Annotated in this window: 16 protein-coding genes; 8 read left to right on the forward strand and 8 right to left on the reverse strand. The window is 72.3% G+C overall.

Translation table 11 applies throughout. The features are described from left to right. Positions 1–96: 96 nt before the first annotated feature. Positions 97–972 carry a DUF4184 family protein gene (locus tag EES42_RS12905; RefSeq protein ID WP_124718266.1) on the reverse strand — a complete coding sequence of 292 codons (876 nt, stop codon included), beginning with the start codon at positions 970–972 and terminating at the stop codon, positions 97–99. Positions 973–1,158: 186 nt separating this feature from the next. On the opposite strand from EES42_RS12905, the gene EES42_RS12910 reads away from it, so the two are divergent. From EES42_RS12910 to EES42_RS12920, 3 genes are all read left to right on the forward strand, one after another. Continuing rightward, complete coding sequence (locus EES42_RS12910) at positions 1,159–2,907, forward strand: lytic transglycosylase domain-containing protein (protein WP_124718267.1); 1,749 nt, start codon at positions 1,159–1,161, stop codon at positions 2,905–2,907. A gap of 143 nt (positions 2,908–3,050) precedes the next feature. Then, entirely contained in the window at positions 3,051–3,188 is a 138-nt protein-coding gene (locus EES42_RS12915; protein ID WP_107405773.1) for an SPW_0924 family protein, read from the forward strand. Positions 3,189–3,244: 56 nt separating this feature from the next. Next, positions 3,245–4,216, forward strand: coding sequence for a PorA family protein (locus EES42_RS12920; protein ID WP_124718268.1), 972 nt, complete (start codon positions 3,245–3,247; stop codon positions 4,214–4,216). A gap of 173 nt (positions 4,217–4,389) precedes the next feature. Here the strand turns inward: EES42_RS12920 and hrpB are convergent, their stop codons facing one another. Together hrpB and EES42_RS12930 are read right to left on the reverse strand one after the other, a co-directional pair. Further along, positions 4,390–6,885: an ATP-dependent helicase HrpB gene (hrpB, locus tag EES42_RS12925; protein WP_124718269.1), complete on the reverse strand. Its 2,496-nt coding sequence runs from the start codon at positions 6,883–6,885 to the stop codon at positions 4,390–4,392. A 61-nt stretch (positions 6,886–6,946) separates the two neighbouring features. Beyond that, positions 6,947–7,771, reverse strand: a complete 825-nt coding sequence (locus EES42_RS12930; protein ID WP_124718270.1) for a class I SAM-dependent methyltransferase — start codon at positions 7,769–7,771, stop codon at positions 6,947–6,949. Between the two features lie 400 nt (positions 7,772–8,171). Between EES42_RS12930 and rpsA the strand changes: the two genes are divergently transcribed. Then, entirely contained in the window at positions 8,172–9,683 is a 1,512-nt protein-coding gene (gene rpsA, locus EES42_RS12935) for a 30S ribosomal protein S1 (protein WP_124718271.1), read from the forward strand. 97 nt (positions 9,684–9,780) lie between these two features. Here rpsA and EES42_RS12940 read toward each other — a convergent pair whose 3' ends face one another. Further along, positions 9,781–10,743, reverse strand: a complete 963-nt coding sequence (locus EES42_RS12940) for a right-handed parallel beta-helix repeat-containing protein (RefSeq protein WP_124718272.1) — start codon at positions 10,741–10,743, stop codon at positions 9,781–9,783. Positions 10,744–11,195: 452 nt separating this feature from the next. Here EES42_RS12940 and EES42_RS12945 point away from each other — a divergent pair, with 452 nt between their 5' ends. The 3 genes from EES42_RS12945 to EES42_RS12955 all read left to right on the forward strand — a co-directional run bounded on the left by EES42_RS12945 (position 11,196) and on the right by EES42_RS12955 (position 13,246). Then, entirely contained in the window at positions 11,196–12,134 is a 939-nt protein-coding gene (locus EES42_RS12945) for a PAC2 family protein (RefSeq protein ID WP_206433450.1), read from the forward strand. 40 nt (positions 12,135–12,174) lie between these two features. Further along, positions 12,175–12,780, forward strand: a complete 606-nt coding sequence (coaE, locus tag EES42_RS12950; RefSeq protein WP_124718273.1) for a dephospho-CoA kinase — start codon at positions 12,175–12,177, stop codon at positions 12,778–12,780. Between the two features lie 97 nt (positions 12,781–12,877). Then, positions 12,878–13,246, forward strand: coding sequence for a tetratricopeptide repeat protein (locus EES42_RS12955; RefSeq protein WP_124718274.1), 369 nt, complete (start codon positions 12,878–12,880; stop codon positions 13,244–13,246). Positions 13,247–13,279: 33 nt separating this feature from the next. Here the strand turns inward: EES42_RS12955 and EES42_RS12960 are convergent, their stop codons facing one another. Then, on the reverse strand, positions 13,280–13,558 hold the full coding sequence (locus tag EES42_RS12960; protein ID WP_124718275.1) for a DUF6343 family protein: 279 nt from the start codon (positions 13,556–13,558) through the stop codon (positions 13,280–13,282). 76 nt (positions 13,559–13,634) lie between these two features. Here EES42_RS12960 and EES42_RS12965 point away from each other — a divergent pair, with 76 nt between their 5' ends. Continuing rightward, a complete protein-coding gene (locus tag EES42_RS12965) occupies positions 13,635–14,753 on the forward strand; it encodes an ADP-ribosylglycohydrolase family protein (protein WP_124718276.1) in 1,119 nt (372 codons plus the stop codon). Positions 14,754–14,801: 48 nt separating this feature from the next. Here the strand turns inward: EES42_RS12965 and EES42_RS12970 are convergent, their stop codons facing one another. The 3 genes from EES42_RS12970 to EES42_RS12980 are packed head-to-tail and all read right to left on the reverse strand — an operon-like array spanning position 14,802 to position 18,835. Further along, positions 14,802–15,899, reverse strand: coding sequence for a tyrosine-protein phosphatase (locus EES42_RS12970; protein WP_124718277.1), 1,098 nt, complete (start codon positions 15,897–15,899; stop codon positions 14,802–14,804). A 41-nt stretch (positions 15,900–15,940) separates the two neighbouring features. Continuing rightward, positions 15,941–17,932, reverse strand: coding sequence for a hypothetical protein (locus EES42_RS12975; RefSeq protein ID WP_124718278.1), 1,992 nt, complete (start codon positions 17,930–17,932; stop codon positions 15,941–15,943). Positions 17,933–17,938: 6 nt separating this feature from the next. Beyond that, entirely contained in the window at positions 17,939–18,835 is an 897-nt protein-coding gene (locus tag EES42_RS12980) for an SGNH/GDSL hydrolase family protein (protein ID WP_124718279.1), read from the reverse strand. Positions 18,836–18,880: the final 45 nt, after the last annotated feature.

An 18,880-nucleotide genomic window follows, 5' to 3' on the forward strand; every position in this document is an offset into this window, starting at 1 on the left:
GGCCCACCGGGTCGATCCGTACGACCGCAGCAAGCCGATCGACACGAGCAACGGTACGACGGCCACGGGCGGCAACTGCGCGACCGCCACCCGTTCCTAGAGCCGGTCCGGTTCGGCCGTGCCGGATCCGGACGAAAGGCACTGGGCCCGTCCGGCGGCCACGGGTGCGGCCGGACGCGGTCGCCGCGTCCGCAGCCGCATCCACACCCCGTACAGCACCAGGCCCACCGCCAGCCCCGCCCCGGCGCCGAAGCAGGCGGTCGGGATGATGTCGAGCGGGGTGTCGATGTGCCCGAAGTACGCGTACCAGCGCGCGCACCGGTGGACGATGCCGAGCAGTGCGCAGACGCCCAGCAGCGCCCCCGCCGCCCACCGCCCCCGCCGGTCCAGCACCGGCACCGACGGCGGGACCGGGCGTGCCCCGGTGGCACGCAGCCCCGAAGCCGTGAACCGGGCGAGCACGGCCAGGGCCACCGCCGAACTGCCGTACTGCACCAGCTGGAACACCGGGAAGCCGCCGACGCTCCCGTCGAGCACCGGCACCAGGCGCACACCCCACCGGTCGTGATGGGTGAAGGCGTCCCAGACGACATGCGTGGCGGCCCCGGTCATCGCCGACACCACGAACCCACCGGCCTCCCGGACACCCGGGGCCCCGCGCCGTCCCCGTACGAACGCGTGGACGCGCCCCTGCCAACCCGCCGGCAGCAGCGCCACCAGCGGTTCGCGCAGCAGCAGCCACAGCGCCACCACGGCCGCGGTGATCAGCACATCGACGGTGAACACGCCCCACACCGAGTGGGTGACCTGCCCGAACTCCATGGCGCCGGGGATCGCGGTGTCCGCGTAGTAGGTCATGTCGGGGGCGAACGAACCCGCGACCAGGGCCGAGGCGAACAGCGGCCCGCGCGCCGTCCCGTCCCGCCGCACCCCCGGCAGTACGGCGGCGGCATGACTGAGTGTGAACGGCATGGCGGCAAGTATGCGCGAGCCGTGTGAGCCTCCCTGACCACCGCCGTACAACTTGCCGTCGGGAACGTGAAAAACAGGTAAGAACCGGTCAGTGCGCAGTGTGCCGGCGGCACAAGTTGCCGTAGGGTCGCCTGAGTCCTGTCGCTGGGGAGCGGGGACTGTCGTCGAAGGGGAGGGGCCAGAGGTATGGCAGCGCAATTCGGTCGCCGGCTTCGCAAGGGGGCGACCACCACCGCTGTGGCCGCCGTCGCCGTGGCGGCGCTCTCCGCCTCGGGGGCCCCGGGCGCCACGCTGGTCACCGGGAGCGACGACCCGCAGGCCACCGGGTCGACTCCTCCGCCCGACGACAGCGCGGCCACCGGCAACTCGCCGTACTACACGGACCTGCCGCCGCTGAACACCCCCGACAAGCCGGGCACGTCCACGAATCTGCCCGTCACCGGCAGCGCGGAATCCGGCATCCCGGCCTCGATCCTGGCCGCGTACAAGAAGGCCGAGCAGACCGTCGCCGGCAGCGACGCCGCCTGCCGGCTGCCCTGGCAACTGCTCGCCGCGATCGGCAAGGTCGAGTCCGGCCAGGCACGCGGCGGCAGGGTCGACGCGAACGGCACCACGTTCTCGCCGATCCTCGGCCCGGTCCTGGACGGCCGGGGCTTCGCCATGATCAAGGACACCGACAACGGGGCGTACGACGGGGACTCGACCCACGACCGTGCCGTCGGCCCGATGCAGTTCATCCCGTCCACCTGGGCGACCTGGGGCCAGGACGGCAACGGTGACGGCCGCAAGGACCCCAACAACATCTACGACGCGGCGCTCGCCGCCGGCCGCTACCTCTGCGCCGGTTCCCGCGATCTGTCCGTCGCCGCGGACCTCGACCGGGCGGTCCTGAGCTACAACCACTCGGACGCCTATCTGCGTACCGTCCGCTCGTGGTTCGACTACTACAAGCGCGGCACCCACGAGATCCCCGACGGAACGGGCACCGTCCCGCCCGGCCTCGGCGGCGGTACGGACCGCGACCCCGGCAGCCCGAGCCCGTCGCCCTCGCCGTCCGGGTCCGGCAAGCCGACCCCCGGCCCCTCGAAGCCGGGCGACGGCGGATCGACCAGCCCCACCCCGGAGCCGACGCCGCCCACCAGGCCGGCCGAGACCCTCGCGGGCGTGGAGAACGCCGGTACCGGCCCGCTGACGGCCACCGCGGGCGACGCCTTCGCCGAGCGGATCAAGGTCCGGGCCAAGAACAAGCTCGGCGGCCCGCTCGCCAAGGTGTCCGTGACCTTCACCGTCGCCGGTGACACCGACGCCGCCTTCGACGGCGGGAAGAAGGCGGTCACCCTCCGGACCGGCGCCGACGGCACGGTCACCGCCCCGGTCCTGAAGGCGGGTGAAAAGGCCGGGAAGTTCACGGTGCGGGCCGTCGCCACCGGCCACTCGCTGCCCGCCGTCGGCTACCGCGCGACCGTCACCGGCCGCCCGGCCGACGCGATCGCCAGGACCGACGAGAACGCGCTGACCACGGAGGCCGGCACCGAGTTCGCCGACACCGTCGAGGTCAAGGCCACCTACAAGGGCGCGGTCGCGGCGGGTGTCGCCGTCACCGCCACCATGATCACCGACGATGCGAAGCCGGTCGAGAACGACAAGGGCCCCTACTTCAAGGACGAGGACGCCGCCGGCAAGACGGTCCGTACCCTCACGGACCTGAAGACCGGCGCCGACGGCACCCTGAAGCTGCCCAAGATCTACGCCGACGGCACCGCGGGCACCTACAAGCTGCGCCTCACCACCGAGGGCGGCGCCACGGTCGTCATCGAGCTGAAGGTCGAGGCGGCCGGGGCCACCGAGACACCCGGCCCCACCGAGACACCCGAGCCCTCCGGGACACCCGAGCCGTCGAAGACGCCCGAGCCCTCCGGGACGCCCACCGCCTGACCCCGCTCCACCGCACCTCGGAACAGCCCCTTTGCCACCACCCGGCAGAGGGGCTGTTCCACGTGTTCTCATCTCGCGCCCGCGTTGCTACGGTGCCCCAACCCTGACGACCCATCAGATCCATACTCTCCGGGAGGACCGGCATGCGTGCTCTCGTCGCCGCCGCCATCGGGCTGGCCGCAGCCCTCGCGCTCGTCTTCACCATCACGGCGATCGGCGCCCCGCCCGGAGAGACCTCACCCAAACCCCTGCTGACCACCGTCCCGGGCCCCAAGAACTAGTGCCCCTCACCGGCACTGACCACCGGAAGCAACCGAAGCCGAGGGAGGGCACCCACATGCGCCGCCGAGCCAGCCTCGTACTCCTGGCATTCGCCGTCTTCTTCGCCGCCATGTCGCCACTGATGCGCTGGTACGCCTTCCCCAGGCTGGCGAAGATCCCGCCCAGCCAGTACCAGGAGACGGTGCTGGAGGCGAAGCCCGCCACCCTCCTCGACTACAACGACAACATGAAGGTGAAGACGGTCCCCAAGGTCACCATCGTGCAGACCCTCAAGGGCAACGTCGAGGAGTCCGAGAAGATCGAGCGCAGCGCCGGACGCGACGTCGTCGTCTGGGACGCCCTCAGCTTCGTGGTCGGCCCGGACGGCAAGATGGTCTCCGAGATCCCCGAGCGCTACATCTTCGACGCCCACAGCCAGGCCCCCGTCCACGCCACCGGCGAAATGGTCGACGGCGACCCGGTCCGGCGCGAGGGCATCGAGTTCAAGTGGCCCTTCCTCACCGAGAAGCGCGACTACGAGTACTTCGACGCCCAGGCCCGCACCAGCTCGCCCATCCACTACAAGGGCACCCGCACCTTCCACGGCATGGACGTCTACTACTTCGAGCAGACCATCCCGTGGACCAAGGTCCCGATGCCGAAGAAGATGCCCATCAAGGGCGTCACCCCGGAACAGATCGCGAAGACGGGCATGACCCGCTGGTACACCACCAAGCGGATGTTCTGGGTGGACCCGGTCACCGGAGCGCCGGTCAACGGCGAGGAGATCCACAAGGAAGAGCTGCGCAACGCCCGGAAGATGGGGATGCCGCAGGACACCATGACCGTGTTCGCCGGGCACGTGAAGATGCGCCCGGACTACGTCGAATCGATCGTCGACCTGGTCAAGTCCCAGCGCCTGCTGGTCCTGCTCCTCACCTCGTACCTGCCCTGGGGCTTCCTGGTCCTCGGCGCCGGACTGCTGGCCCTCGCCCTGTGGCTGGAGGCCCGCTCGCGACGGCCGGCCCCCGCCCCTGCTCCCGCTTGAGCCCCTGCTCCCGCTTGAGCCGCGCCCTGGAGGGCCCGGCGGCAGGCACCGCGGCGTCGCGGGGCTGGGGCACGCGCCTCGCGGCGTTGTCGTCAAGCACCAACGCTCCGCGTTGGCTCAACCCTCCGCCTTGCGATGCACGCCCCCCAGCCCCGCTCCTCCATCCGCGCTGCCTACCGCCGCGCCCTCTTGGTGAACCGGGTCGCCTCCACCGTCGTAGGGTCCTCCGGCCACGGGTGCTTCGGATAGCGGCCGCGCAGCTCCGCCCGTACGGCCCGGTAGCCGTCCTGCCAGAACGACGCCAGATCGGCGGTGACGGCTGCGGGGCGGCCGGCCGGGGAGAGGAGATGGACCAGGACCGGCACCCCGGCCACCCTCGGGGTCTCCCGCAGACCGAACAGCTCCTGGAGCTTCACCGCGAGCACGGGCTGCGCCCCGCCGTACTCCACCCTGATCCGGGAACCGCTCGGCACCTCGATCCGCTCCGGCGCCAGCTCGTCCAGCCGTACCGCCTCGCCGGTCGCCCACGGCAGCAGCCGCCGCAGCGCCTGCCCCGCGTCGATCCGGGCCAGGTCGGAGCGCCGCCGGGCCCGTGACAGCTCGGGCTCCAGCCACTGCTCGGTACGTTCCAGCAGCGCGCCCCGCGACACGTCCGGCCAGGGCTCGCCCAGCTCACGGTGGAGGAACGCGAGCCGCTCCCGCAACTGCCCGGTCTCGCGCGTCCAGCGCAGCAGCCCGAGCCCCTCGCGCCGCAGCCCCTCCACCAGCGCCTCGCGCACCAGCCCGGGCTCCGGCTGCTTCAACGGGCGCACCGACAGCTCGACGGCCCCCAGTCGCTCCACCCGGCGGGCCACCACGTCGCCGCCCGCCCAGTGGACCTCCTCGCCCGCGAACCGCAGATGCCCGGCGGCCGCCCGCGCCGTGTCCTCGTCGATGACGGCCGCGAGCCGCACCCGCGCGGACGCCGAGTGCGCGGGCCGGTCGGCCACCGCGACCGCCAGCCACGGCGCACTGCGCAGCCCCGAACCCTCCCGCAGCTCCGCACCCGTCCCCGACGCCATCAGGAACGCCCCCTCGCCCCGCGCCCGCGCCACCCGCTCCGGGAACGCCAGCGCGGCCACCAGGCCCACCGCCGCGTCGTCCGGCCCGGAGCCCACTCCCGCGTCCGCGACGAAGGACGACAGCCGCCGCACCTCCTGCCGCCACCGCCCCGCGTACCCGTCGCCGCCCCGCCGGGCGGCGCGCAACGCGGCCGCCAGATCGTCCCCGTACTCCCGCGGCGGCTCCTCGCTCAGCAGCGCCACGACCTCGGCCGCCCTCCTGCCGCCCACCCCGGCGGCCCCGTCCAGCAGCGCCCGCGCCAGCCGGGGATGCAGGCCCAGCCGCGACATCCGGGTGCCCCGGCCGGTCACCCGCCCCTCCGCGTCCACCGCACCGACCGCCGTCAGCACCTCGCGCGCCGCACTCATCGCACCCGCGGGCGGCGGGTCGAGCAGCGCCAGCCCCGACGCGTCCGGATCGCCCCAGCACGCCGCCTGCAACGCGAACGCCGCCAGGTCCGCGACCTTGATCTCCGGGGAGGGGAACCGGGCGAGCCGGCCGTCCTCCGCCTGCGCCCAGCACCGGTACACCGCCCCGGGCGCCTCCCGCCCGGCCCGGCCCGCCCGCTGCCTCCCCGCCGCCTGCGAGGCGCGCACCGTCGTCAGCGCGCTCAGCCCCCGGGCGTGATCGGTACGCGGCTCCCTGGCCAGCCCCGAGTCCACCACCACCCGCACCCCGGGCACCGTGAGGGACGACTCCGCCACCGAGGTCGCCAGCACCACCCGCCGCCCCTCGCCGGACGACCCGGCCAGTACCGCGTCCTGCACCGCCGCCGGGGCCCGCCCGTGCACCTGGAGCACCTCGGCGGCCACCCCGGCCAGCTGCCCGGCCACCCGCCCGATCTCGCCGACACCCGGCAGAAAACACAACACGTCCCCGTCCCGCTCCGCGAGCGCCCGGCGCACCGTGGCGGCGACATGCGTCAGCAGCGCCGGATCGACCCGCATCCCGTGCGGCGGCCGCACCGGGGCGGCGGGCGGCGCCCAGACCACCTCCACCGGATGCGAGACACCCTCCGTCTCGACCACCGGGGCATCGCCCAGCAGCCGGGCCCAGCCCTGCGCGTCCGTGGTCGCGGACGCCGCGACCAGCCGCAGATCGGGCCGGATCGCCTCCCGCACGTCGAGCAGGAACGCGGCGACCGTGTCCGCGTCCAGATGCCGCTCGTGGCACTCGTCGATGATCACCGCGTCGACCCCGGCCAGCTCCTGGTCGCGCTGCAGCCGCTGGAGCAGCACACCGGTGGTCACCACCTCCACCACCGTGTCGCGCCCCACCACCCGCTCCCCGCGGACCGTGAACCCCACCCGGCCGCCGGCCCGCTCCCCGATGAGCCACGCCATCCGCCGCGCCGCCGCCCGCGCCGCGATCCGCCGCGGCTCCGCGACCACCACCCGGCGCACCGGACCGCCGCCGGCCAGACCGGCCAGGACCAGCGGTACGAGGGTCGTCTTGCCGGTGCCGGGCGGCGCGCACAGCACCGCGACCCCGCGGTCGTCGAGCGCCCGCTCCAGGGCGGGCACAGCGGTGCGTACGGGCAACTGGTCCAGGGCGTCGGTACGGATCACGCCCCCAGTCTCGTACGACCCGCCCCCGTGCCGGGCCGCCGGTGCCTCGGGACCGGCCCCGTCAGCCCCGTTCGCAGACGAAGACCGCCGTGCCGGGGATCAGGTTTCCGCGCAAGGGGGACCAGCCGCCCCACTCCTGGTGGTTCCAGGCCGGCCACTCCGGTTCGACCAGGTCGACCAGACGGAAGCCGCCGGCCACCACGTCCCGCACCCGGTCGCCGAGCGTCCGGTGGTGCTCGACGTACACGGCCTCGCCCCGCTCGTCCTGCTCGACATAGGGAGTGCGGTCGAAGTACGAGGCCGCGACCGACAGGCCCTCGGGCCCCGGCTCGTCCGGGAACGCCCAGCGCACCGGATGCGTCACCGAGAAGACCCAGCGGCCCCCGGGGCGCAGCACCCGGTGCACCTCGCGGAACACCTGCACGGGGTCGGCGACGAACGGCACCGCGCCGTAGGCGGAGCACGCCAGGTCGAAGGAGCCGTCCCGGAACGGCAGCACCCCGGCGTCCGCCTCGACCAGCCGGACCGCCGGCGCGTCGCTGCCGCCGATCCGCAGCGCGTGCTGCAACTGCCGGTGCGAGAGGTCCAGCGCCACCGGCCGGGCCCCCTGCGCGGCGAGCCAGCGCGAGCACTGCGCGGCGCCCGCACCGATCTCCAGGACGTCCAGGCCGCGCAGCGAACCGGCGGGGCCCAGCAGACCGGCCTCCGCCTCGTCGAGCCCTTCCGGCCCCCAGACGAAGCGGTCGTCGCCGAGGAAGGCGCCGTGGTCGCTCTGGTACTCGTCGGCGTTCCGGTCCCACCAGCCGCGACTGGCCCGGCTGCTCTCGGCCTCCGACGCGTCGCGGCGGGTCGCTTCGGGTTCGGCCGGGTAGATCTCTTGGCTCATCGTGTCCGTCGTTGTAGTTTGCCTTCACCCCGCCGCACGCGGTACGTACCTGGGGGTACCTGTGAGCACGGCTCCGTGCCCGTGGGTTTGTCTCCTGGGGCCGATCTGGCCTCGGGGAACACGAGTTGTGCCGGATATGAGCCGTTGCGCCCCCGGTGTGCGCCTTCGCGCATTGACCGTGCCCGGCTGCCCCCGTATGCTACAAGTTGCGCTGCGAGCCTGCGCGCCTCAGACCTAGCAGGCCGCGCTCGCATCTGTTGTATGTCCCCTCGGTTCACGAGGCGCCTCCCGGTCCAGCGGGGTCGGCGGTTCCCGAGCTGTCCGGCTTCTGCAGAGGTGATACGGGCTCCCGGCGTAGCAGTACCTACGACTCACTGTCCGTACCGGAGCCCTTTCCCACATGACGAGCAGCACCGAGACCACCGCCACCACTCCGCAGGTTGCGGTCAACGACATCGGCGACGCGGACGCGTTCCTCGCGGCGATCGACGAGACGATCAAGTACTTCAACGACGGCGATATCGTTGACGGTGTCATCGTCAAGGTTGACCGGGACGAGGTTCTCCTCGACATCGGTTACAAGACCGAAGGTGTCATCCCGAGCCGCGAGCTCTCGATCAAGCACGACGTCGACCCGAACGAGGTCGTCAAGGTCGGTGACGAGATCGAGGCCCTGGTCCTCCAGAAGGAGGACAAGGAAGGCCGCCTGATCCTCTCGAAGAAGCGCGCTCAGTACGAGCGTGCCTGGGGCACCATCGAGAAGATCAAGGAAGAAGACGGCATCGTCACCGGTACCGTCATCGAGGTCGTCAAGGGTGGTCTCATCCTCGACATCGGCCTCCGTGGCTTCCTGCCGGCGTCGCTCGTCGAGATGCGTCGTGTCCGCGACCTTCAGCCCTACGTGGGCAAGGAGCTCGAGGCGAAGATCATCGAGCTGGACAAGAACCGCAACAACGTGGTCCTGTCCCGCCGCGCCTGGCTGGAGCAGACCCAGAGCGAGGTCCGCCAGACGTTCCTCACGACCCTGCAGAAGGGCCAGGTCCGCTCCGGCGTCGTTTCCTCGATCGTCAACTTCGGTGCGTTCGTGGACCTCGGCGGCGTCGACGGTCTCGTGCACGTCTCCGAGCTGTCCTGGAAGCACATCGACCACCCCTCCGAGGTTGTCGAGGTCGGCCAGGAAGTCACCGTCGAGGTTCTCGACGTCGACATGGACCGCGAGCGCGTCTCCCTGTCGCTCAAGGCGACGCAGGAAGACCCGTGGCAGCAGTTCGCCCGTACGCACCAGATCGGGCAGGTCGTTCCCGGTAAGGTCACCAAGCTCGTTCCGTTCGGTGCGTTCGTCCGCGTCGACGAGGGCATCGAGGGTCTGGTCCACATCTCCGAGCTGGCCGAGCGCCACGTGGAGATCCCGGAGCAGGTCGTCCAGGTCAACGACGAGATCTTCGTCAAGGTCATCGACATCGACCTCGAGCGCCGTCGCATCAGCCTCTCGCTGAAGCAGGCCAACGAGTCCTTCGGTGCCGACCCGGCCTCGGTCGAGTTCGACCCGACCCTGTACGGCATGGCCGCGTCCTACGACGACCAGGGCAACTACATCTACCCCGAGGGCTTCGACCCCGAGACCAACGACTGGCTCGAGGGCTACGAGACCCAGCGCGAGGCGTGGGAGGGCCAGTACGCCGAGGCGCAGCAGCGCTTCGAGCAGCACCAGGCCCAGGTCATCAAGTCCCGCGAGGCCGACGAGGCTGCTGCTGCCGAGGGCGCTGCTGCGCCGGCCGGTGGCGCCCCGGCTGCCTCCGGCGGCAGCGGTGGCGGCTCGTACTCCTCGGAGTCCGCGGACAACTCCGGCGCCCTGGCGTCGGACGAGGCCCTGGCTGCCCTGCGCGAGAAGCTGGCGGGCGGCCAGAGCTGACGCTCTGCACCCCCTCCGGTCGATGATCGACCGCAGTAGCTGAAAAGTGAGGCCCGCTCCCTTCGGGGAGCGGGCCTCACTCGTTTTCGCGGCGCGGCTACGGTGTGACGGTGATGTTGGTCAGGCCCTTCCCGCCGGTCACCGTGTTGCTGCTGTGGACGGTGGCCGGGCAGTTCGTGCCGTAGTTGGTGATGTTGATCGCGAGCTGCTTGTCGCCCTTGGAACCGGTCAGGTCCGAGGTGTTGTCGCGGAAGACGGTGCCGCAGCCCCAGCCGCTCTCCTGGGTGTGGGTCTCATAGCCGTTGTTGGTCGTACGGGAGCCCTTGTTGCCCTCGACCAGGACGTCATTGCCCTTCACGTCGACCCAGGAGTCGTCGTAGTTGGCGCCGGTCAGCCCGCTGCCGTCGAAGGTGTTGCCGACGATCTTCGCCCCGGTGGTGCCCTCCTTGATATCGACGTTCTCGCCGCCTACCCCCGGACCGATCCTGTTGTCCAGGATCTGGACCCGGTCGCTCCGGTCGGAGAGATCGCCGGCCGTGCCGACATAGACGCCCTCGCCCATGCCGCGGCCGTCGTGCCCGGTGTCGTAGATCCGTGAGTTCTTGATGACGCCGTCCTTGCTGGACTTGCGGAAGTGGACGCCCTCCATGTCCAGATCGTGCACGGTCACCGAATCGATGACGACGCCGGTGGCGGTGTCGGCCATGATGCCCTTCTGGCCGCCGGTGACGGTGATGCCCCTGACGGTCCAGTAGGAGGCGCCGTTGAGGTGCAGTCCGTACCCCCCGCCCGCCGTGAGGATCGCCTTGGCGGAGCCCGTGAGCGTGATCCGGGCGGAAGCGGTGCCGGGGACGGTCGCCTTGAAGTTGCCGGTGTAGGTGCCGTCGGCGAGCCGGATCGTGTCGCCGGGGGCCGCGGCGGTGAGGGCGGACTTGAACTGGGCGGCGGTGCTCACGTCGATGACCGTCGCCGCACCCGCCGCGGTGGCGGAGGCGAGGGCGAGGCCGCCGGTGGCGAGCGCGGTGGCCAGCAGGGCGGGGAGCGGAGTGCGGGTGCGCATGGGGGTGCCTTCCCGTCGAAGGGGTTCGAGGTTCTCGTACATGAATGTGGGGCGAGTCTCTGAACGCTCTGCCCAGTGACGGTAGGGACGGGGTGCGACCCTGTCAATGTCTGGACCAATGCTTCCATGAGGGCGGACCGGTGAGCCGGGTGAGCCGGGGAACGCCTGTGGTGCACGGGAAACTGACGGCCCGTTCCCCGCCCGTGCGCAGAGCCGGTGGCCCGGGGTCTGCCGTGAACTCGGCTTCACTGGCGCGGTGTTCACCGACATGAACGTCAACGCCTTTGTCCCGAGCGGAAAGGCGGACGCCCGCCACAGGTTCCCGTCCTGCGGCCCGGCCCCGGGTTCTCGCATCGGATCCGGCATGAACCGGCGGGTGAGAGGGCACAGTCCGGGAATGCATGTGCCCTGCCGGACGTTCTTCTCGACGAACACGAGGAGGAGCGGTAACCGTGCCTGATCCGCAGAGTTTGTACGAATGGGAGCCGAAGGGCCTGGCCGTCGTCGACATGGCGCTCGCCCAGGAGTCGGCCGGCCTGGTCATGCTCTACCACTTCGACGGATACATCGACGCGGGCGAGACCGGCGAGCAGATCGTGGACGGCCTGCTCGAAACGCTGCCGCACCAGGTCGTGGCCAGCTTCGACCACGACCGCCTGGTCGACTACCGCGCACGACGCCCGCTGTTCACCTTCCGGCGCGACCGCTGGGCCGCCTACGAGACCCCGACGCTCGACGTCAGGGTCGTGCAGGACGCCACCGGGGCGCCCTTCCTGCTGCTGTCCGGGCCCGAGCCCGACGTGGAGTGGGAGCGCTTCGCCGCCGCCGTCGAGCAGATCGTCGAGCGCCTCGGTGTGCGCCTCGCGGTGAATTTCAACGGCATCCCGATGGGTGTCCCGCACACCCGCCCCGTCGGCATCACCCCGCACGGCAACCGCACGGACCTCATGCCCGGCCACCGCAGCCCCTTCGACGAGGCGCAGGTGCCCGGCTCCGCCGAGGCCCTGGTGGAGTACCGGCTGATGGAGGCCGGACACGACGTCCTCGGCGTGGCCGCCCACGTCCCGCACTACGTCGCCCGCTCCGCTTACCCGGACGCCGCGCTCACCGCGCTGGAGTCGATCACGGCCGCGACCGGCCTGGTCCTGCCGAGCGTCGCCCATGCGCTGCGCACCGAGGCGCACCGCACCCAGACCGAGATCGACCGGCAGATCGACCAGGGAGACGAGGAGCTCGTCTCGCTCGTCGAGGGCCTTGAGCACCAGTACGACGCGGTCGCCGGATCCGAGACCCGGGGCAACCTGGTGGCCGAGCCGGTGGACCTGCCGTCCGCCGACGAGATCGGCCTCGAATTCGAGCGGTTCCTCGCGGAGCGCGAGGGGGACGCCTGACCACCCCCGCCGGTCACCCCCGCGTACTAGGCTGCCGGGCATGCTGAAAGTGGGCCTGACCGGTGGGATCGGCGCCGGCAAGAGCGAAGTGTCACGGCTGCTCGTCGGATACGGGGCCGTGCTGATCGACGCGGACCGGATCGCCCGCGAGGTCGTCGAGCCGGGGACACCCGGGCTCGCGGCCGTCGTCGACGCGTTCGGCGCCGGCATCCTCACCGCCGACGGCACCCTGGACCGGCCGAAGCTCGGCTCGATCGTCTTCTCCGACGCCGACCGGCTCGCCACTCTCAACGCGATCGTCCACCCCCTGGTCGGCGCCCGCTCCGCCGAGCTGGAGCGGGCGGCGGGCCCCGACTCGGTCGTGGTCCACGACGTCCCGCTCCTCACCGAGAACGGCCTGGCGCCGCTCTACGACCTGGTGGTCGTCGTGGACGCGAGCCCCGGGACCCAGCTCGACCGGCTCGTACGGCTGCGCGGCATGACCGAGCCCGAGGCCCGCGCCCGGATGGCCGCCCAGGCCACCCGCGAGCAGCGGAGAGCCGTGGCCGACCTGATCATCGACAACGACGGGCCGCTGGAGAACCTGGAGCCGCAGGTCCGCAAGGTCTGGTCGGAGCTGACCGGGCGGGCCGCCGTGGCCGGCTGACCCCGGCACCGGCCGGGACCGGAATACCGGGCCGCGGCCGGACGTTGTGGACCCGGTGGCGGGTCGAGTACCCGGTGACGAAGGGAAGGACGAGACCGTGCCCGAGAGGACTCCGGAGACCGACGTCATCGATTTCCGCGCGGCCGAACACCTGCTGGCCGCGCGTGATCCCCGGGGCGCGGTGAAACTGCTGGATTCGGTGATCGCGGCCCATCCGGAGAACACCGCGGCCCGGCTGCTGCGCGCCCGCGCGTTCTTCGCCGCCGCCCAGCTGCGCCCCGCCGAGCTCGAATTCGAACTCGTCCTGGAGCGCGAACCGGACAACGCCTTCGCGCACTTCGCGCTGGCCCGCACCTTCGAGCGCTCCGGCCGCACGGACCGGGCCGCCCGCCACTTCCGGCTGGCCGCCGCGCTCGATCCGAACCCGGAGTATCTGAAGGCGGCCCGCTTCCCGGCCCAGGACTGACGCCCGGCGCCGGGCCGCGCCCCCGGTGGCGCTTCAGTGCCCGTACCTGCCGCGACCGCTGTGGTCGGGTTCGTACGGCGGGATATCGCGGCCGGGCTGGTAGTGCGGGCCCTGGTGGATGTGGTGGATGATCACCGTCAGATCCACCAGGACCAGCACGAGCAGCAGGCCGCAGGCGGCGGCCCAGCCCGGCCGCCCGGTCAGTGTGAAGGCGGCCAGGCCGAAGACGGCCCAGGCCAGCCCCCATAGACTCAGCCAGAGCCGCAGCCGCAGTGGGCTGCGGGCAGTCGTCGGTTCATTGCCGGTACGCATGGCGATCGCCTCTTCTACCAGGATGGACCCGCGACGGCGTTTTGGGACATGCGACGTCGGACCGAGGAGATCGTGAGTGAACGGCACATCGTGGGAGGGCCGCACCGGCCGCAGGGCGAGGGTCCGGGGCTGTCTGCTGGGCGGCGCGGTCGGGGACGCGCTGGGGAACCCGGTGGAGTTCCTGTCCCTGGCCGGTATCCGCCGGGCACACGGTGAGCACGGCGTACAGGGACTCCTCCCGGACGAGGAAGGGGTCGTCGGACGGGTCACGGACGATACGCAGATGACCCTGTTCACGGCCGAGGGGCTGATCAGGGCCCATGCCCGGGCGGCGTCGAAGGGGATCGGCGGTGCCGAGACCGCCCTCGTACGGAACGCCTACCTCCGCTGGCTGGACACCCAGAACCACCCCGCGCCGCCCTTCGCGGGCGGTGACAGCCCGATACGGACCGGCTGGCTCCGGCAGCAGCCCTGGCTCTACGCCCGCCGGGCCCCCGGCAACGCCTGTCTGACCGGGCTCGCCACCGGCCACCTCCCCGAACCGACGCGCCGGCTCGGTGAGCCCGGACCCGTCAACACCGGGTCCAAGGGGTGCGGCACGGTGATGCGCTCCGCCCCCTTCGGGCTGCTGGGCCAGGACGCCGAGTCGGGCTTCCGGCTCGCGTACTGGTGCGCGCAGATCACCCACGGCCATCCGACCGGCGCGTACGCGGCCGGGGCCCTCGCCGCGATCGTCACACACCTCCTGGAGGGCGACTCGACGGCGGGCGCCGTGCTGAGGGCGATGGAGCTGCTGCGCCACCACCCGGGGCACGAGGAGACGACGGCGGCGCTGCGGGCCGCCGTGGATCTGGCCGCGGAGGGTGCGCCGACCGGCGAGAAGGTGGAGACGCTGGGCGCGGGCTGGGTCGCCGAGGAGGCCCTCGCCATCGCCGTGTACTGCGCCCTGGTGCTGCCCGGCGCCGACCAGGTGGCCCCGGCGCTGCTGCTCTCGGTCAACCACTCGGGCGACAGCGACTCCACGGGAGCGATCTGCGGCAACCTGCTCGGCGCACGCCACGGGGACGTACACCTTCCGCCGTCCTGGCTGGTGTCGACCGAGGGCCGCGCGGTGATCACCGAGGTGGCCGACGATCTCTGCCTGGAGGCCGAGCACGCGGTCGCCTGGCCGGACGGGCGTTACCCGGCGTGCTGACGGGCGGAGGGGGCATCGCCCGTCGGCACACCGGATTCTGACGATGCGTCAGTCGGACAGCAGCTTGGTGCGCAGGGCGGCCACCGTCGCGTCGTCGAGCTTCAGGCCCTCGCGTACGTAGGTGTCGAAATCGCCGTAGATGTGGTCGACCTCGTCGAACGCCGCGCGCAGCCAGCTCAGTTCGACGGCCTTCGGGTTGCCCAGGTAGTCGTTGCTGGCGAGGAAGTCCGCCTCGACGGTCTCGCGCGGGACGCCGAGCAGGGTGAGCAGTACGGCCGTGCTCCAGCCGGTGCGGTCCTTGCCCGAGCTGCAGTGGAAGACCGTAGCGCCGGAGTCGTTCGTCGCGACGGCCGTGAGCAGGTCGCGGAAGGCGTAGTCGGCGCCCACGAAGTTGACCATGAACGGGTAGCCGATGGACTGGCCGAGGTCGGACGAGCCGGAGAACAGCCCGGCCGCGATGGCCTCGGCCAGGGTCATCAGGGCCGAGTCGTGGAAGCGGATGCCGTGGCTGAGCGACACCACGTCGGCGACCTGGTACTTCACACCGGCGGGCACCCGGTCCGGGTCGTCGTGCCGCTCCACCGCGTTGCGCAGGTCCACGTCGAGAGTGAGCCGCTGGGAGAGCAGGCGCTGCTGCTCGGCGTCGGTGAGCTTGTTGATCTTGTTGGAGCGGTAGACCAGCCCCGGGCGGACCCAGCGGCCGTCGGTGGTGCGGTAGCCGCCGATGTCCCGGAAGTTGCGGGCGGAGTCGATCCCGAGCGAGCGTTCGGCGACGACCAGCGGGGAACCGCTGTCCGGCACCAGCCGGAAGTACCAGCGCCCCGCCTCGGCGAGGGTTCCGGCGGGGACGGTCAGCGAACCGGTGCCGGGGGCGGTGCCCACCGGGGTGCCGGTGGTGGCGTCGGGGGAGGTGACGGCGATGACGGTCACCGAGCCGGCGGCGGAGGACCACGAGAGCGTGTAGCCGCCGTCGGCGGCGCGCTCGGCGGTGGCCGCGGTGAACGGCACCGCGGCGGCCCGGGTGCCGGCCTCGGCGCTCGCCGCGGGTGCGCCGGCGGGCGTGGCGGCGAGGGCCGGCGGTACGAGGACCGTACCGGCGAGCAGGACGGCCGCGACGGCTGCCTGGGTGATGCGGTGCGTGCGCATGGTGCTCCTTGTCTGCATCCCTGTCAGGGGGGTGGGGGGTGTCAGGAGGCGGGGGCGGCGGTGCACGGCGTGGTGCCGCAGACATTGATGACACGGCCGGTGGTCAGGAAGGTGGCCTTCTGCTGACGCGCGGCCGACGAGTTGCGGGGATCCGAGTGCGGATCGTGGCCGTACTGCGGCCCGTCGGGCGGGGTGTTGGTGAGCGGCGGGGTGGGCGTACCGCTGTCCCACACCGTCATCGCGGAACCCCGGTAAGGCAGTTGGCCTCGGGAGACGGCCTCGATGCCCCAGTACGGGACGGTGTCCGGGCTGCGGCCCGGTGCCAGTGCGGGGGCGATCAGCCGGGCGCCGAGGGTGCGCGCCTCCACGTCGGCCGCCGCGTTCGCGACCTGGTGGTCCCCGTACGCGATGTGCATCAGCACCCGGTGACGGTCGGTGAGGTGGCTCGCGTACCCATTGGTCTCACCGCGGTCCCACACCATCTGGAACAGCTGGAGGACGATCTGCTGGCGCAGCTTGTCCGGGTAGGAGGTGTCCAGGACCTGCTGGAACGGTGCGAAGTCGGCGCTGCGGTTGAGGAGCAGGCCGTAGTTCATGCCGGTGACGCCGAGGACCCCGCGCCGGATGTCGGGCGAGGCGGCCACCAGTGCGCCGCCGAGGATTCCGCCCTGGCTGTTCCCGTCGTAGCCGATGCCGTGCCGGATGTCGACGAGCGGGCGGCCGTCCGCGTCCCGGAAGGCCGGGTCGGTGCTCAGCCCGTCGGCGTGGATCAGGGCGCGGGCGAGGAAGAGGGCGTTCAGCATGCCCTGTTCGCTGCGTTCCGGGACGGCGGGGAAGAGGTTCGGGTCGGCGAGCGCGCCGAGCACCACGGGGATGTCCTCCTCGGCCATCCCGATCCAGTCCGTCGCGCAGAACGTGAAGTTGTGCTCCGCCGCCATCGACTTGACATTGCCGGCGCCGACCTCGGAACGGCGGCCGAGGAGGCCGTGCCCGTAGAGGGCGGGGTGCGAGGCGGTACGGAAGGCGGAGCGCGGTATCTCGCAGCGGAACGTGGCGAGCTGGGTGTGGAGCGGGAGCCGCCGGGGCAGGCCGTCGCGGCCGCGGTGGAACACGGAGCCGGGCGGGCCGCCGGGCAGGTTCAGATAGCCGGGCACGTCGATCCGGCCGGTCACCTCGCGGGCGATGCGGGGGTCCTGCTCGGCCGTGAAGTCGGTGACCTGGGTGACGGCGAACGCGGGGGAGCGGCCGCCGAGCCGGCGGAACGCGTCGTCGCGGATGGTGAAGAGGTCACCGGTGAGACCGCGGGTGCTCGCGACAGTGAAGTCCCAGGCCAGATAAAGCCCTTCGGTCCGCACCCCGGCCCTGCGCAGCGCCTGGAGGGCCGGGCGGAGCTGACGCTGCCGGGCGTGCAGCGGATGCCCGCCGGGCAGTGGCCTCCCGGCGACGGCGGCGAACGGATCGGCGGCCGCGATGGTGCGTCCCGCCGCGTCCTTGAGGTTCCGCAGGGCGACGGCGTAGTGGTGGCCGTCGCGGAAGTTGCGCGCGGGATGGATCAGCAGGGCCCGGCGTGCGGGGTCGGTGGCGTTGGCGTCCGGCTCCGCCCAGTACGGCCACCGCTCGCCGGTCCGGGTGTCCAGCAGTACGACGGGGGCGTCCGGGGCCAGGGAGCGGCCGATGCCGGTGATCGGGGCCGCGCCGGTCGCCGCCGGGTCGAGGCCGGGGACGTGTGCGATCAGTGTCGAGCCGGGGGAGAAGCCGTCGGACCGGTTCCAGGCCGTCGGGTCGACGGGCCGGCCGGCCGTGGCGCGCGGCAGGACGGCGGCGCCGAAGGCCACCCGGCGGCCGGTGTCGGTGGCCGGGTCGGGCCGGGTGTACCAGTCGTTCGGGAACGGCAGCAGGCACTCGACGGGCGCCAGCGGGTCGCAGCCCGGCCCGGACGGCCCGGCGGCGTGTGCCGGCCGGGCGTCCGGGACGAGCAGGGCGGCGGCGCCGAGCGCCGCCGCCAGCAGCCCGCGCAGCAGGCGGTGGAACAACTCCGGTCAGCTCCCCTGGAGGTGCGCGCCGATGATGGCGGCGTAGTTCGCCTCACCCTTGCGGTTGGGGTGCAGCGGGGCGGCGGCCGCGGTCGGCACGTAACCCTCGACCCACTTGTCCGACGGGGCCTGGCAGGAGTCGTGGCCCTTGCTGGGCGTGGCCAGATCGATGTACTCGGCCCCGTGCGCGGCGCTCTGCTCGGCGATCACCGAGTTCATCCGGTCGACGCTGCCCTGCAGGAAGTCCGCGTCCACCGGCAGGACCGGCTGCAGCGGCCAACAGCCGCCGGGCTTGATGTACAGCCCGTACCCCGTGACGATCACCCGGGCCTGCGGCGAACGCTGGTGGATCGAGTCCAGTACGACGCCCAGCTTCGGCGCGAACTCCGCGATGCGCTGCCCCACCTGGTCCACGCCGCCCTCGTTGTACTTCTCCTTGCACGGGGTGGCGTTCGGGTCGAGGGTGGTGCACTTCTGCGCGATGCCGACCAGTCCGGCGTCGTTGCCGCCGATGGTCAGCGTCACCAGGTCGGTGTCCGGGCGCAGCGCGTCGAACTGGGGCGGCGCCGAGCCCATCGGGATGTCGAGCAGCGACAGCGACTGCTTCTCGGTCATGTGCTTGGAGGCGGCGCCGCTGCACGTGACGTCGGTCAGCGAGGCGCCGAGGCGATCGGCCAGCTCGTGCGGGTAGTTGTGCGTCGAACGGCCGCAGGCCACCGGCCCCGTGATGTCGGGGATGAGCGGTCCCGAGGCCATGGAGTCGCCGAGCGCGACATAGGATGTGGCGCCGTCCGTACCGGCGGCGGATGCCGGCACCGCACCGGTCCCCACGGCCAGACCGGCCAGGGCGAGCGCGCCCATGACGGTCCTGACGGGACGACAGATGCCCTTTTTCTGCGGCATGTTCACGAAATCCTCCGACGGTGGGGGGCGGGAACGTGGCATGGC

The organism is Streptomyces sp. ADI95-17, assembly GCF_003846175.1.
Taxonomy (GTDB): domain Bacteria; phylum Actinomycetota; class Actinomycetes; order Streptomycetales; family Streptomycetaceae; genus Streptomyces; species Streptomyces sanglieri.